This window comes from Streptomyces sp. NPDC021020 (assembly GCF_044333285.1).
Lineage (GTDB): Bacteria > Actinomycetota > Actinomycetes > Streptomycetales > Streptomycetaceae > Actinacidiphila.
On the sequence record NZ_JBIRQQ010000005.1, the window covers coordinates 188,216 to 202,994 of the forward strand.

Below are 14,779 nucleotides of genomic sequence, written 5' to 3' on the forward strand. Positions count from 1 at the left end.
TCAGAGCCGCCCACTCCGCCAATTCCCCCGGAACACCGGAAGTCACACGCTCCAACCGGCTCCATCCTCACCGGGCCCCTACTCCCTCAGCACCTCCCTCGATAGAGTGTGTGTTTGAGAGAAGCACCAGGGGCGCGGGGAACTGCGCGCTCAGCCCTCCACCGGCCGGTGGTCCGGTACGAACCGAACTGCCCCTTCGGGCCGGTGACGACGTGACGGCACGTCGTGGCTGGTCGCGCAGTTCCCCGCGCCCCTAAAAACGGTCACCGCCCTGCGCAGAGGGCAGCCCCCCGCCCCGGGGGGCGAGGTCAGGACACCGTCCAGGTGTCGCTCCCGGCGAGGAGGCTCGCCAGATCACCCTCACCCGTAGCCGCGACGGCCGAGTCGAGCTGCTCGGCCATCTGCGTGTCGTAGACGGGCCGCGCCACATCGCGGAAGATCCCGATCGGCGTCGGCTCGTCCAGGCGCGACAGCGCGAACGCGGTCGACGGACCGCTCGCGTGCGTGTCGTGGACCAGGGCCTGACCGGCAGGATCGCTCAGCTCGGTGAAGGCCAGCTCACCCGTGGCGGGGTCGCGGACGACCCCGTGGCCCTCGCCGAGGGTGATGGGCTGCCCGTGCTCCAGCCGGATCACCGCGTCGCCGGAGTCCTTGATCGCGTCGAACGCCCCGTCGTTGAAGATGGGGCAGTTCTGGTAGATCTCCACGAGCGCCGTGCCGTGGTGCTGGGCGGCGGCCCGCAGCACGGACTGCAGGTGCTTGCGGTCGGAGTCGATGGTGCGCGCCACGAACGTGGCCTCCGCGCCGAGCGCGAGGGAGACGGGGTTGAAGGGCGCGTCCAGCGAGCCCATCGGGGTGGACTTGGTGATCTTGCCCGTCTCGGACGTCGGGCTGTACTGGCCCTTCGTCAGACCGTAGATCCGGTTGTTGAAGAGCAGGATCTTGAGGTTGACGTTGCGGCGCAGCGCGTGGATGAGGTGGTTGCCGCCGATCGAGAGGGCGTCGCCGTCGCCGGTGACGACCCACACGGACAGGTCGCGGCGCGAGGTCGCCAGGCCCGTCGCGATGGCGGGGGCACGCCCGTGGATGGAGTGCATGCCGTAGGTGTTCATGTAGTACGGGAAGCGCGAGGAGCAGCCGATCCCGGAGATGAACACCACGTTCTCGCGGGCGAGTTCGAGCTCGGGCATGAAGGACTGGACGGCGGCCAGCACGGCGTAGTCACCGCAGCCGGGGCACCAGCGCACTTCCTGGTCGGACTTGAAGTCCTTCATCGTCTGCTTCGCGGTCGCCTTGGGGACCAGCGTCAGCGCCTCAGACATCTGCGTTCTCCTCTGCCTTCGCGATGATCGCCTGCGCGAGCTGTTCGGCCTTGAAGGGCAGGCCGGTCACCTGGGTCAGGGACCGGGCGTCCACCAGGTACTTCGCCCGCAGCAGGTGGGCGAGCTGGCCGAGGTTCATCTCGGGCACCACGACCTTGTCGTAGCCGGCCAGCAGGGTGCCGAGGTTCGCCGGGAAGGGGTTCAGGTGGCGCAGGTGGGCCTGGGCCACCGACAGCCCCGCGGCGCGGATCCGGCGGACGGCCGCGGTGATCGGGCCGTAGGTGGAGCCCCAGCCGATGACGAGCGTGCGGGCGTTGCCCGACGGGTCGTCGACCTCGACGTCCGGCACCTTGATGCCGTCGATCTTGGCCTGCCGGGTGTGGACCATCAGCTCGTGGTTGGCCGGGTCGTACGAGATGTTGCCCGAGCCGTTCTGCTTCTCGATGCCGCCGATGCGGTGCTCCAGGCCCGCGGTGCCGGGGACGGCCCAGGGGCGGGCGAGCGTCTCCTCGTCGCGGACGTACGGCCAGAAGACGCGGGAGCCGTCGGCGGCCGTGTGGTTCGGCTCGGTCGCGAACTCGACCCGCAGGTCCGGGAGTTCGTCGACGGACGGGATGAGCCAGGGCTCGGAGCCGTTGGCCAGGTAGCCGTCCGAGAGGAGGAAGACCGGGGTGCGGTAGGTGAGCGCGATCCGGGCGGCCTCCAGGGCGGCGTTGAAGCAGTCCGCCGCGGTGGCGGGCGCGACGACCGGGACGGGCGCCTCGCCGTTGCGGCCGTACATCGCCTGGAGCAGGTCGGCCTGCTCGGTCTTGGTGGGCAGGCCGGTGGAGGGGCCGCCGCGCTGGATGTCGACGACGAGCAGCGGCAGTTCGAGGGAGACGGCGAGGCCGATCGTCTCGGACTTCAGCGCCACGCCAGGCCCGGAGGTCGTGGTGACGGCGAGCGAGCCGCCGAAGGCCGCGCCCAGGGCCGCGCCGATCGCCGCGATCTCGTCCTCGGCCTGGAAGGTGCGCACACCGAAGTTCTTGTGCCGCGACAGCTCGTGCAGGATGTCGGAGGCCGGGGTGATCGGGTACGAGCCGAGGTAGAGCGGCAGTTGGGCGCGCTGCGAGGCGGCGACGAGGCCGTAGGCGAGCGCCAGGTTGCCGGAGATGTTGCGGTAGGTGCCCTGCGGGAAGGCCGCCGAGGCGGGCGCGACCTCGTAGGAGACCGCGAAGTCCTCGGTGGTCTCGCCGAAGTTCCAGCCCGCGCGGAAGGCGGTGATGTTCGCCCGCGCGATGTCCGGCTTCTTGGCGAACTTCTTGAGCAGGAAGGCCTCGGTGTTCTCCGTCGGGCGGTGGTACATCCACGACAGCAGGCCGAGCGCGAACATGTTCTTGGCCCGCTCGGCGTCCTTGCGCGCCAGGCCGCTCTCCTTGAGGGCCTCCAGCGTCAGCGACGTCAGCGGCACCCGGTGCACCGCGTACGCGGCGAGGGTGTCGTCGTCCAGCGGGTTGGCGGCCCAGCCGACCTTGGCGAGCGCGCGCTTGGTGAACTCGTCGGTGTCCACGATGATCTCGGCGCCGCGCGGCAGGTCGCCCAGGTTCGCCTTCAGTGCCGCCGGGTTCATCGCCACCAGCACGTCCGGCGCGTCGCCGGGGGTGAGGATGTCGTGGTCGGCGAAGTGCAGCTGGAAGGACGAGACACCGGGGAGCGTGCCTGCGGGGGCCCGGATCTCGGCGGGGAAGTTCGGCAGCGTGGACAGGTCGTTGCCGAAGGACGCCGTCTCCGACGTGAAACGGTCACCCGTCAACTGCATGCCGTCGCCCGAGTCGCCGGCGAAGCGGATGATCACGCGGTCGAGCCGCTTGGTCTCCTTGGCCGGGCTGCGCTGTTCGCCGAGTACGTCGACCACTGCGGGTGACTCGTCCGCGGTGGCCGCGGCAATGGGGCTGCTGACCTGGCTGGTCACGGGTTGGGCCCTCCTTCGAGGCTGCGGCTCACCGTCATCGTACGGGCGTTAGGGTGCCCTTCCCGGGACGTCCCGCTATCTGGAAGGGCCACGTAACGCCAATTCTTCCGCATGATGAGACGGTGTCTCATCATGCGGGACGTGCGAGTGGTGGGAGGCCGCGTACCTCAGGAGTTGAGGTACGTGAGCACGGCAAGCACCCGACGGTGATCCCCGTCACTAGGGGCCAGCCCCAGTTTCAGGAAGATGTTGCTGACGTGCTTCTCCACCGCTCCATCACTTACCACGAGCTGCTTGGCGACGGCTGAATTGGTGCGTCCCTCGGCCATGAGGCCCAGTACCTCGCGTTCTCGCGGAGTGAGACGGACCAGGACGTCCTGCTTACGGCTGCGGCCGAGCAGCTGGGCCACCACCTCGGGGTCCAGTGCCGTACCCCCCTCGGCCACCCTGACCACGGCATCCACGAATTCGCGGACGTCCGCTACACGGTCCTTGAGGAGGTATCCGACGCCCCGGCTGCTGCCCGCGATCAGCTCCGTCGCGTACTGCTCTTCCACATACTGAGACAGCACGAGCACGCCGACCTGCGGATGGTCCCGGCGCAGCTGCACCGCCGCCCGGACGCCTTCGTCCGTATGGGTCGGCGGCATCCGCACGTCGGCGACCACCACATCGGGCGCCGCGCCCGCCGCCGCCAGCTCGTCGACCGCCTTGATCAGGCCCACCGCGTCGCCGACACCGGCCACCACCTCGTGGCCCCGGTCGGTCAGCAGCCGCGTCAGGCCCTCCCGCAGCAGTACCGAATCCTCGGCGATGACCACTCGCACCCTGTCCTCCACCGTCGCGTTCCCCCGTGTCCGTCTGACCTGACCAGCATCCCAGCATCCGCGCCCGGATGGGGAATACGGTTTCTCCAGGGCAAGGTTGCGCCCCCGAATGCCGGGTGGCCGCCGCGACCGATGTCGCCGGCGGCCGGGGAGAGGAGTGCGTGTGCACGCGGTGGGATTCGATGTCAACGGCGGCCCCGAGGTACTGCGGCCGCAGGAGGTGCGGACCCCCGCGCCGGGGCCCGGCCAGGTGCTGATCGAGGTCGCCTGGGCGGGCGTCAACTACGGCGAGCTCCAGCACGTCCTGGGCGACTTCGGGCCGCCCGAGGGGCCCGGCGGCGTCGACGTGCCGGGCCTGGAGGTCTCCGGCGAGATCGCCGCGCTCGGCTCCGGCGTCAGCGGGCTCGCGGTCGGCGACCCGGTCGCCGCGTATCTGCCCGACGGCGGCGGCTACGCCGAGTACGCCGTCGCGCCCGCCGAATTCGTCTTCCCGCTGGACGGCATCCCGCTGCGCGAGGGCGGCGGCGCGGCGCTCGTCCTCACCACCGCCTACGGCGTGCTCACCGGCGCGGCCAGGCTGCGGGCCGGCGAGACCGTCCTCATCCACGCCGCCGCCGGCGGGGTCGGCTCGGCCGCCGCGCAGATTTCCCGGGCGCTCGGGGCCGCCGTCGTGCACGGCACGGTCGGCTCCGCCGAGAAGGCCGAATACGCCAAGCGCTTCGGCTACGACGCGGTCCACCTGCGCTCCGACTTCGCCGACCGGCTGCGGGACATCGACGTCGTCCTCGACCCCGTCGGCGGCCAGACCCGGCTCAGCAGCCTGGCACTGCTCGCGCCCTTCGGCCGCCTTGCCGTCTACGGGGAGGCCGCGCGCGAACCCGACCTGACGCTGCCGGTGCTGCCGTTCTGGAAGAGCAACCGGTCGCTGGCCGGCTACAACATCGGCGACCTCGCCCGCCGCGCCCCGCGTACCGTCCGCGGCCACGCGCTGTCCGCGTTCGCGCTGCTCGCCGCCGGGACGATCCGGCTCGACATCTCCGCCGAGCTGCCCCTGGACCGCGCGGCCGAGGCGCACGAGGCGATGCGCGCGGGCCGCAACGTCGGCAAGACCCTGCTGGCGGTGAACCCGCGGCTGGGCTGAGCGGCTTTCCCGCGCGGGCGCCGCGGGGGAAGGGCAGCACCCTCCGCCCAGGGGGATGGGCGGAGGGTGCGGTCTTTACGGGCGCAGCCCCTGCGAGTGCGGCCAGGGCGCGGCCCCGGGTCAGGCGCGCCAGGGGAGTTCGGCGGTGATACGGGTCGGGCCGCCCGCGGGGGAGTCGACGGCGAGGACGCCGTCCACCGAGTCCAGCCGCTCGGCCAGCCCCGCCAGGCCCGAACCGGCGTCCAGGCCCGCGCCGCCGCGGCCGTTGTCCGTGACGTTCACCATCAGCCGGTCCTCGACCTGCCACACGTCGACCGTCGCCCGCGACGCCCCGCTGTGCTTGCTGACGTTCTGCAGCAGCTCCGACACCGTGAAGTACGCGATGCCCTCGATCGCCGGCACCGGCCGCGCCGGCAGGTCCACCGTCACCGCGACCGGCACGGTGCAGCGGGCAGCGACCGCGGACAGCGACGGGCCCAGGCCCCGGTCGGTGAGGATCGCCGGGTGAATGCCGCGGGCCAGGTCGCGCAGCTCCTGGAGGGCGATCTTGACCTCGCCGTGCGCCTCCTCGACCATCACCGCGCCCGCCGCCGGGTCCTCCAGCAGCTTCTCCTTCGCCAGGCCGAGGTCCATCGCGAGCGCCACCAGCCGGGCCTGCGCCCCGTCGTGCAGGTCGCGCTCGATACGCCGCAGGTCCGCCGACGCGGTGTCCACGACCGTCCCGCGGTCCGCCTCCAGCTCCGTGACCCGGTCGTCCAGCCGGGACGGCCCGAGCAGCCCCAGCACCAGCAGCCGGTCGACGTGCGCCATCCCGCGGATCAGCCACGGCGTGAGCAGCACCAGCAGCGCGCCGACCACCACGGCCAGCGCGAGGTCCGCCGGGGTGTGCAGCGACCAGCCGTGCGTGCCGTTGTCGTAGATCTCCAGGCCCTGCTGATCGGTGTACGTCGGGAAGACCCACTGCCACAGCGGGTACGTCAGCAGGCCCCAGCCGTACACCATGAAGTTGACCGAGACGCAGAAGCTGATGACGCCCCACGGGAAGTGCACCAGCGTGTAGACCGCGTGCCGCCAGTTCACGCCGCTGCCGACCTGGGCGCCGACGCGGGCGAGGAAGCCCTTGCCCTTGGTGCGGACGGGGCCCGGCTCGTCCACCTCCAGCCACAGCAGCCGGCGGGCCCGCGCCCGCTCCGTCCGCCCGATCGCCCGGCACCCCAGCAGCGACACGACGAGCAGCGGCAGCCCGACGAACGTGATCATCAGGCCCGCGCTCAGCGCGAGCATCGTGACCGTCCAGACGAAGCCGACGATCGCGACCGGGAGGTTCAGCAGCGAGTAGCCGAACTCGCGCCACGTCCGCGCCTGGAACGGTGCCCTCAGCGGGAGGGGGAGGCGGTGCGTCTCCCTCTCGGGGGATGACTGCGACGCGGGGCCGTACGCCATGATCGGTACCGTCCTCTCGGGGATCGTGCTCATGTCTCCACCTTGGCCTTTCGGCCCGCTCCCGCCCATGCGGCGGCCCGCCCTTTCCGGGGTGGGGCTATCCCCCCACCACCGGGACCACGGGCGTCAGGAAGGCCGCCCGGTCCCCGTGCGTCAGACCGGGCGCCCGCGCCACGGGAGCTCCGCCGTGACGACGGTGGGCCCTCCGGCGGGGGAGTCGACCACGAACAGCCCGTCGACGGAGTCGAGCCGCTCCGTCAGCCCGGAAAGCCCTGAGCCGCCCGCGAGGCTCGCCCCGCCGCGCCCGTCGTCGCGCACCTGGATCATGAGGCGGTCCTGCGACTGCCACACGTCCACCGAGGCCCGCGCGGCGCCGCTGTGCTTGCTCACGTTCTGCAAGAGTTCCGACACCGTGAAGTACGCGATGCCCTCGATCGCCTCCGCCGGCCGCGTCGGCAGGTCCACCGTCACCGCGACCGGCACGGTGCAGCGCCCGGCGACCGACGACAGCGCCGCGTCGAGCCCGCGGTCGGTCAGGATCGCGGGATGGATCCCGCGCGCGAGATCGCGCAGCTCCTGGAGCGCGACCTTGACCTCGCCGTGCGCCTCGTCCACCATGCGCGCCGCGGCCTCCGGGTCCTCGAGCAGCTTCTCCCGCGCGAGACCGAGGTCCATCGCGAGGGCGACGAGCCGGGCCTGCGCCCCGTCGTGCAGGTCGCGCTCGATGCGCCGCAGGTCCGCCGACGCGGTGTCGACGACGACCCCGCGGTCCGCCTCCAGTTCGGCGATGCGCCGCTCCAGCTCGTCGGACGGCTGGAGCAGCCCGCGCACCAGCGCCCGGTCGACCGAGGACATCCCGCGGGCGAGGAAGGGCAGGATCGGCCACGCCACGAACAGCGAGGTCAGCGTCACGCTGAAGGTGAAGACGCCCCACGGCAGCCGGATCGCCAGATAGAGCGCGGTGCGCCAGGCCACCGGGTCCTTGAGCACCATCCACAGCCACTGCAGGAAGCCGAAGGTGCTGGGCCGCAGCGGGCGCGGCGACTCGACGTGGACGCCCAGCAGCGTGCGGGCGAGCGCCCGCTCGACGGAGCCGAGGACGCGGCAGCCGACCAGCCCGAAGGCGAGCAGCGGCAGGCCGACGACCGTGACGGACAGGCCCGCGCCGATCGACAGCGTCGTCACGACGTAGACGAAGCCGACGATCCCCATCGGGAGGTTGAGCAGCAGGTTCAGGATCTCCTTCCACGTCACCGCGTCGAAGGCGAAACGCGGGGGCGGAAGGGGCGCGTCGGCCGCGGCGGGGCGGCCGTACAGGTCGTCGGCGCGGCCGGCTCCGCGCGCGCCGGTCGCGGTGGGTGGCGAGGCGTTCATGTCCCCAGCCTGCCGGGCGGGGGCGGTTTCGCGCCATGGGGTGGGTGGGTGGGCCGGGGTGGGGTTATCCCCAGGTGGCCGGGCCGGGCGGGGGGCACGGGGAGGGACGCGGCGGGGAGCGGCGGAAGGGCCAGGGCCTAGACTCCCTCCGTATAGATCGGCTAAAGATCCCGCTGGATCGGCAAAAGAATGCGCGGAACGCTGGACAGCGCGGGTTTCCGGCCGATCGGTGAACGAGCGTACGAGTCAACGAGGGGCGGACGGACGTGGACTACTTCCACGGCTACGCGGTCGTCGGCCTGGTCGCGGTCGTCGGCGTGCTCTTCGTGTCCGTCGCCTTCGCGTCCGGCCGCCTGCTGCGCCCGGTCGTGCCGACGCCGGAGAAGCTGCTCACGTACGAGTGCGGGGTCGACCCGGTCGGCGGCGACTGGGCCCACACCCAGGTCCGCTACTACGTCTACGCCTACCTCTACGTGATCTTCGCGGTCGACGCGATCTTCCTCTTCCCGTGGGCGACGGTCTTCGCGGCGCCCGGCTTCGGGACGGCGACGCTGGCGGAGATGTTCGTCTTCCTGGGCTTCCTGGCGGTCGGGCTGCTCTACGCGTGGAAGAAGGGCGTGCTGGAATGGACCTGACCCCGGCGGAGAGCGCCCCTGCGGAGCCCGGCCCCGCGCCCGAGCTGCTGCCCGAGCCGCGCCGGCTGGGCCCGCTCGCCCGGCTCGCGCCCGAGCCGCTGAAGGTGGTCCTGAACTGGGGCCGCCGCTACAGCCTGTGGGTCTTCAACTTCGGCCTGGCCTGCTGCGCGATCGAGTTCATCGCGGCCTCCATGGCCAAGCACGACTTCATCCGGCTCGGCGTCATCCCCTTCGCACCCGGCCCCCGGCAGGCCGACCTGATGGTCGTGTCCGGCACGGTGACCGACAAGATGGCCCCGGCCGTCAAGCGGCTCTACGAGCAGATGCCCGAGCCGAAGTACGTGATCTCCTTCGGCGCCTGCTCCAACTGCGGCGGCCCCTACTGGGACTCGTACTCCGTGACGAAGGGCGTCGACCAGATCATCCCCGTCGACGTGTACGTGCCCGGCTGCCCGCCGCGGCCCGAGGCGCTGCTCCAGGGCATCCTCAAGCTCCAGGAGAAGATCGCCCGCGAGTCGACGAGCGAGCGCTACGCCGCGCCCCGCCCGTCCGCGGGCGCGCTGGCCTCCGGCCTGGTCACCCCGCCGACCGCGCCCGGCCCGGCCGAGGGCCCGGCATGACGGGGTGGCTGCCGCGCGAGGCCGCGGAGATCTTCGGCCCGGACGCCGTTGCCGAGGAGGCGTACGACCTGCTCACGGTGGACGTGCCCGCCGCCTCCTGGGTCGCGGCGCTGACCACCGCGCGCGACGAGCTGGGCTGCACCTTCTTCGACTGGCTGAGCGCCGTCGACGAGCCGGGCACCGGCTTCCTGGTGTGCGCGCACCTGGCCGCGCTGAGCGACGGACCCGGCCCCGTACGGCGGCTGCTGCTGCGGACGGCGGTCGGGCACGACGCGCCCGCGCTCGACACCGCGACCGGCGTCTACCCGGGCGCGGACTGGCACGAGCGGGAGACGCACGAGATGTTCGGCGTCGCTTTCACCGGCCACCCCGGGCTCGCCCCGCTGCTGCTCCCGGAGGAGTTCGAGGGGCACCCGCTGCGCAAGGACTTCGTGCTCGCCGCCCGCGTCGCCAAGGCGTGGCCCGGCGCGAAGGAGCCGGGGGAGTCGCACGACGGCGGGCCCAAGCGGCGGCAGATGCAGCCGCCGGGGGTGCCGGACCCGAACGAGTGGGGCCCGCTCAAGGGGCAGCTCCCGGCCGCCCCGGCGCGCCCGGCCCGCACCGCCCGCCCGCCCCGCGCCGCAGGGGCCGCCGGGGCCTCCGGTACGGGTACGGCCGAGCGTCCGCCGCGGCGCAACCGCAGCGCGAGCGACGGCTCCGCGAGCCAGGCCCGCCCGGAGCCCCCCGCGGAGCCGCAGGCCCCGCCCGCGCCCCCGACCCCGGACGCCCCCTGGCAGCGCCCTGTCCGCCCGGAACGCCCGGCCCCGGAACGCCCCGCCCCGGGTGAGCCGCCCGCCCCGGAACGCCCCGCCCCGAACGAACCGCCCGCCGAAGGAGGCGACAGCGCATGAGCGACCCGCTCGACGTCGTCCTGCGCCTCGTCGCCGTCCTCGTCGTCTTCCTGGTCCTCCCGCTGCTGGTCGGCCAGACCGAGCACAAGGTCATGGCGCACATGCAGGGCCGGCTCGGCCCGATGTACGCGGGCGGCTTCCACGGCTGGGCGCAGCTCGTCGCGGACGGCGTGAAATTCGCCCAGAAGGAGGACATCGTCCCGGCCGACGCCGACCGGCGCGTCTTCCAGCTCGCACCCGCGGTGGCGCTGCTGCCGTACCTGCTGGTGCTGATCGCGATCCCGGTGGGCCCGAACGGCTTCGTCGGCGAGGCGGTGGACGCCGGGCTGATCTTCGTCCTGGCCGTGATGGGCATCGGCGTGCTCGGCTCGCTCATGGCGGGCTGGGCGTCGGCCAACAAGTTCTCGCTGCTCGGCGGCCTGCGCACAGCCGCCCAGCTGCTGGCGTACGAGCTGCCGATGCTGCTCGCCGCCGCCTCCGTGGCGATGGCGGCCGGCACCCTGTCGCTGCCCGCGATCCTGGACGGCTACCACTGGTGGTGGACGCCCTGGCAGCTCGTCGGCGCCGTCGTCTTCTTCACCGCGGGCCTCGCCGAGCTGCAGCGCCCGCCGTTCGACATGCCGGTCGCGGACTCGGAGATCATCTTCGGCGCCTACACCGAATACACCGGTCTGCGCTTCGCGCTGTTCCTGCTCGCCGAATACGCCGGGATCGTGGTGCTGTGCGCCCTGACCACGGTGCTCTTCCTCGGCGGCTGGCACGGTCCGGGCCCGGACGCCGTCGGCTGGCTGTGGACGCTGCTCAAGACCGCACTGCTGTCCTTCGTCGTCATCTGGCTGCGGGTCAGCTACCCGCGGCTGCGCGAGGACCAGCTCCAGAAGCTCGCGTGGACCGTGCTCATCCCGCTCGCCCTCGCCCAGATCGCCCTCACCGGCGTCGTGAAGGTGGTGACCGCGTAAGCCATGGCGCCCGCGTCCCGTATCCCCGGATCCGGCCTCGCCAAGGGCCTGGCCGTCACCCTGCGCACCCTGACCCGGCGCACCGTCACCGACCAGTACCCCGACGCGCTGCCCGACCTGCCGCCGCGCAGCCGCGGCGTCATCGCGCTGTTCGAGGAGAACTGCACGGTGTGCATGCTGTGCGCGCGCGAGTGCCCGGACTGGTGCATCTACATCGACTCGCACAAGGAGACCGCGCCGCCGGCCGCCCCCGGCGGGCGCGAGCGCAGCCGGAACGTCCTGGACCGTTTCGCGATCGACTTCTCCCTGTGCATGTACTGCGGTATCTGTATCGAGGTGTGCCCCTTCGACGCGCTGTTCTGGTCACCGGAGTTCGAATACGCGGAAACCGACATCCGGGACCTCACGCATGAGCGCGACAAGCTGCGCGCGTGGATGTGGACGGTGCCCGAACCGCCCGCGCTCGACCCCGCGGCCGAGGAGCCGAAGGAGATCGCCGCCGCCCGCAAGGCCGCGGAGAAGGCCGCGGCCGCGCGGGACACCGGCGACTCCGGCGCCCCCGGAGGCGGCCCCGCGTGAACCACTCCTCCGCCTCCCTCGCCTCCTTCACCGCCGCGGCGTCCCACCCCGGCTTCCTCTCCCCGACCGGCGTCGAGATCACCTTCGTCCTGGTGGGCCTGGCCACTCTGGGCGCGGCCGTGCTGACCGTCAGCACCAAGCAGCTCGTGCACGCCGCGCTGTGGCTGGTCGTCGCGCTCGGCGGCACGGCCGTGGAGTACCTGCTGCTCACCGCGGAGTTCATCGCCTGGGTGCAGGTCCTCATCTACGTCGGCTCCGTCGTCGTCCTCCTGCTCTTCGGCCTGATGCTCACCAAGGCGCCGATCGGCCGCTCGCCCGACGCGGACTCCGAGAACCGGCTCGTCGCCCTCGGTGTCGCGCTCGCCTCCGCCGCCACCCTGGTGTGGGTGGTGCTGGACGGCTTCCGCAGCAGCTGGATCACCCCGCACACCCAGCAGGGCACCGACAGCGAGGGCGAGCCCGTCACCGTCACGATCACCAAGGGCTCCACCCGCCTCACCGGGGAGAGCCTCTTCCGCTACTGGGTGCTGCCCTTCGAGGCCCTGTCGGTGCTGCTGCTGGCCGCGCTGGTCGGCGCGATCGTGCTGTCCCGCCGCGGCAAGGCCGCGCCCGCGCCCCGGCCCGAGGAGCAGCGCTGATGCACGTCGCCTACCCCGCCGTCCTCGCCGTCCTCCTCTTCTGCGTCGGCCTGTACGGGGTGCTCGCCCGGCGCAACGCGATCCTCGTCCTGATGTCCGTCGAGCTCATGCTCAACGCCGTCAACCTCAACCTCGTCGCCTTCGACGCCTGGCTCGGCGACACCCTGCACTCCGGCCAGGCACTCACCCTCTTCACCATCACCATCGCCGCCGCCGAGATCGGCCTGGGCCTGGCCATCGTGCTGCTGGTCTTCCGGCACCGCGGCAGCTCCGACATCGACCGGCTCACCGCCCTCGCCGAACCCCCGCTTCACGGCGGGACCGGCGCCGGACCCCAGCCGCCGGACACGCCGCCCGCGGGAGCCACCGCCACCGCCGGCGACGGGAAGGCAGAGGCCACCGCGTGACCCTGACCGCCACCGCCGCGCTCGTCCCCCTGCTGCCCTTCCTGGGCGCGGCCGCCGGACTGCTGCTCGGCCGGCGCGCACCCGGCTTCGTCCGGCCGCTCGCCGTCCTGCCCACCGCGGCCGCCTTCGTGCTCGCCGCGATCACCGCCGCCCGGCAGGGCACCGGCGCGCCCACCGACGCCGCCCACCGGCTGACCGTCACCGGCTCGGTGCCGATCGACCTCGCCCTGCACCTGGACGGTTTCTCGGTGCTGGTCGCCGTCCTCGTCGGCCTGGTCGCCACCTGCGTGCAGCTCTACTCCGTCTCCTATCTGCGGCACGACGCGCGCTACCCGTCGTACGCCGCGCTCGTCTCGCTCTTCACCGCGGCGATGCTGCTCGTCGTCTACACCGGCGACCTGATGGTGCTGCTCGTCGGCTGGGAGGTCATGGGCATCTGCTCCTACTTCCTGGTCGGGCACTACTGGGAGACCGAGGCCGCGCGCGCCGCCTCGATCAAGGCCTTCCTCGTCACCAAGCTCGGCGACGTCCCCTTCCTCATCGGGGTGTTCGCGCTCGCCGCCGACGCGCACACCTTCCGGATCACCGGCATCCTCGACGCGACCGCGCACGGGCAGCTGCATCACCCGACCGTGATCGCGCTGCTGCTGCTCGCCGGGGTCGCCGGCAAATCCGCGCAATTCCCGCTGCACACCTGGCTGCCCGACGCGATGGCCGGCCCGACCCCCGTCTCGGCGCTCATCCACGCCGCCACGATGGTCGCCGCGGGCATCTACCTGGTGGCCCGGCTGCTGCCGGTCTTCACCGCGTCCGCCGCCGCGCTCGCCGTCCTCGCCGTGATGGCCGCCGTGACGATGGTCGGCTCCGCGCTCGCCGCCCTCGCGCAGGACGACATCAAGCGCGTGCTCGCCTACTCCACGATCGGCCAGCTCGGCTACATGGCCGGCGCGCTCGCCGTCGGCAACCGCGACGCCGCCGTCTTCCACCTCCTGTCCCACGGCGCCTTCAAGGCGCTGCTCTTCCTGGGCGCGGGCGTCGTCATCCACGCCGCCGGCACCAACTCCCTCACCGCCATGTCCCGCATGGGCAAGCTGAGCAAGCGCGTGCCCGACGCGATGTGGACGATGGGCCTGGCGCTGGCCGCGCTCGCCGCCCTGCCGCCGCTGTCCGGCTTCTTCTCCAAGGAGTCCGTGCTGCGCGCCGCCGAGCACGCCGCCTCCGGCGACACCGCGCACGTCCCCTCCGCGGTGGGCTGGACCGTCCTCGTCGCCGGCCTGCTGACCGCGCTGCTCACCGCCGCCTATGCGAGCCGGCTCTTCCTGCTGGCTTTCCGCGGCAGCGGCCCCGACGCCCCCGACCACGGCCGCCAGCCCTTCGTCATGACCGGCGTGCTGTGGGTGCTGGCCATCCCCACCGTCGCCTTCGGCGGCCTGGCCTACCGCGAGCTGCCCGACTGGTTCGGCGGCGCCCCGCTCGGCCCGACCCTGCTCACCTCCCTCCTCGGCACCTTCCTGGCCCTCGCCGGGGTCGCCGTCACCTACGCCGTCTGGTCCCGCGCGGCCGCGACCCGCCGGGCCGTACCCGCCGGGGCCGTCGTCACCGCCGACCCCGACGACGAGCCCGCGCTCGTCGAGGCCGAGGCGATCGCGACGCACAAGGAGATCTACGGCGACATCGCCGCCGCCGACGACCCCGCCGACCCGGGCCGCACGCTGCTCGGCCCGCTGCACCCGCTCGCCGCGCACGGCTTCCGGCTGGACGCCGTCTACGCCGCGCTCTTCGTCCGCCCCGTCCTGGCCGCCGCCTCGCTCGTCCGCTTCCTCGACCGGCAGGTCGTCGAGACCTACGTCCGCGGTGCGGGCGGCGCCCCGGGGCTGCTCGGCGCGGCCGTCCGCAAGGCGCAGAGCGGGAACGTCCAGACCTACCTCAGCGCGCTGCTGGCCGGTGCCGTGGTGCTCGCCGTCCTCGTCGCCGTCGGAGGCTGAGAGAAACC

Annotated in this window: 14 protein-coding genes; 9 read left to right on the forward strand and 5 right to left on the reverse strand. The window is 72.8% G+C overall.

Annotation, left to right across the window (positions count from 1 at the left end):
• Positions 1–308 precede the first annotated feature (308 nt).
• The 3 genes from ACH4SL_RS15975 to ACH4SL_RS15985 all read right to left on the reverse strand — a co-directional run bounded on the left by ACH4SL_RS15975 (position 309) and on the right by ACH4SL_RS15985 (position 4,100).
• Positions 309–1,322, reverse strand: coding sequence for a 2-oxoacid:ferredoxin oxidoreductase subunit beta (locus tag ACH4SL_RS15975; RefSeq protein WP_398445688.1), 1,014 nt, complete (start codon positions 1,320–1,322; stop codon positions 309–311).
• Positions 1,315–3,273, reverse strand: coding sequence for a 2-oxoacid:acceptor oxidoreductase subunit alpha (locus ACH4SL_RS15980; RefSeq protein WP_398445690.1), 1,959 nt, complete (start codon positions 3,271–3,273; stop codon positions 1,315–1,317). The genes ACH4SL_RS15975 and ACH4SL_RS15980 overlap by 8 nt, the downstream gene beginning before the upstream one ends.
• A 167-nt stretch (positions 3,274–3,440) precedes the next feature.
• Positions 3,441–4,100: a response regulator gene (locus ACH4SL_RS15985; RefSeq protein ID WP_398446634.1), complete on the reverse strand. Its 660-nt coding sequence runs from the start codon at positions 4,098–4,100 to the stop codon at positions 3,441–3,443.
• 163 nt (positions 4,101–4,263) lie between these two features.
• Between ACH4SL_RS15985 and ACH4SL_RS15990 the strand changes: the two genes are divergently transcribed.
• On the forward strand, positions 4,264–5,241 hold the full coding sequence (locus ACH4SL_RS15990) for a zinc-binding alcohol dehydrogenase family protein (protein WP_398445692.1): 978 nt from the start codon (positions 4,264–4,266) through the stop codon (positions 5,239–5,241).
• A gap of 120 nt (positions 5,242–5,361) precedes the next feature.
• Here the strand turns inward: ACH4SL_RS15990 and ACH4SL_RS15995 are convergent, their stop codons facing one another.
• Both ACH4SL_RS15995 and ACH4SL_RS16000 read right to left on the reverse strand, forming a co-directional pair.
• Positions 5,362–6,684, reverse strand: coding sequence for a sensor histidine kinase (locus tag ACH4SL_RS15995; protein WP_398446636.1), 1,323 nt, complete (start codon positions 6,682–6,684; stop codon positions 5,362–5,364).
• A 153-nt stretch (positions 6,685–6,837) separates the two neighbouring features.
• Complete coding sequence (locus ACH4SL_RS16000; protein WP_398445694.1) at positions 6,838–8,058, reverse strand: sensor histidine kinase; 1,221 nt, start codon at positions 8,056–8,058, stop codon at positions 6,838–6,840.
• Positions 8,059–8,324: 266 nt separating this feature from the next.
• On the opposite strand from ACH4SL_RS16000, the gene ACH4SL_RS16005 reads away from it, so the two are divergent.
• Genes ACH4SL_RS16005 through ACH4SL_RS16040 form a run of 8 tightly spaced genes read left to right on the forward strand, consistent with a single transcriptional unit; the run spans position 8,325 to position 14,771 of the window.
• The gene (locus tag ACH4SL_RS16005) at positions 8,325–8,693 is read left to right on the forward strand and encodes an NADH-quinone oxidoreductase subunit A (protein WP_398445697.1); all 369 of its coding nucleotides are present in this window, start codon (positions 8,325–8,327) and stop codon (positions 8,691–8,693) included.
• On the forward strand, positions 8,684–9,313 hold the full coding sequence (locus tag ACH4SL_RS16010) for an NADH-quinone oxidoreductase subunit B (RefSeq protein WP_398445699.1): 630 nt from the start codon (positions 8,684–8,686) through the stop codon (positions 9,311–9,313). Before ACH4SL_RS16005 ends, ACH4SL_RS16010 begins: the two co-directional genes overlap by 10 nt.
• Complete coding sequence (locus ACH4SL_RS16015; RefSeq protein ID WP_398445701.1) at positions 9,310–10,203, forward strand: NADH-quinone oxidoreductase subunit C; 894 nt, start codon at positions 9,310–9,312, stop codon at positions 10,201–10,203. The genes ACH4SL_RS16010 and ACH4SL_RS16015 overlap by 4 nt, the downstream gene beginning before the upstream one ends.
• Positions 10,200–11,162 (forward strand): NADH-quinone oxidoreductase subunit H, encoded by a 963-nt coding sequence (locus tag ACH4SL_RS16020; RefSeq protein WP_398445703.1) that lies wholly within the window; start codon positions 10,200–10,202, stop codon positions 11,160–11,162. Before ACH4SL_RS16015 ends, ACH4SL_RS16020 begins: the two co-directional genes overlap by 4 nt.
• A 3-nt stretch (positions 11,163–11,165) precedes the next feature.
• Positions 11,166–11,741 carry a NuoI/complex I 23 kDa subunit family protein gene (locus ACH4SL_RS16025; protein WP_398445706.1) on the forward strand — a complete coding sequence of 192 codons (576 nt, stop codon included), beginning with the start codon at positions 11,166–11,168 and terminating at the stop codon, positions 11,739–11,741.
• Positions 11,738–12,379, forward strand: a complete 642-nt coding sequence (locus ACH4SL_RS16030; protein ID WP_398445708.1) for an NADH-quinone oxidoreductase subunit J — start codon at positions 11,738–11,740, stop codon at positions 12,377–12,379. The genes ACH4SL_RS16025 and ACH4SL_RS16030 overlap by 4 nt, the downstream gene beginning before the upstream one ends.
• On the forward strand, positions 12,379–12,786 hold the full coding sequence (gene nuoK / locus ACH4SL_RS16035) for an NADH-quinone oxidoreductase subunit NuoK (protein ID WP_398445710.1): 408 nt from the start codon (positions 12,379–12,381) through the stop codon (positions 12,784–12,786). The genes ACH4SL_RS16030 and nuoK overlap by 1 nt, the downstream gene beginning before the upstream one ends.
• A complete protein-coding gene (locus tag ACH4SL_RS16040) occupies positions 12,783–14,771 on the forward strand; it encodes an NADH-quinone oxidoreductase subunit L (RefSeq protein WP_398445712.1) in 1,989 nt (662 codons plus the stop codon). The genes nuoK and ACH4SL_RS16040 overlap by 4 nt, the downstream gene beginning before the upstream one ends.
• Positions 14,772–14,779 lie beyond the last annotated feature (8 nt).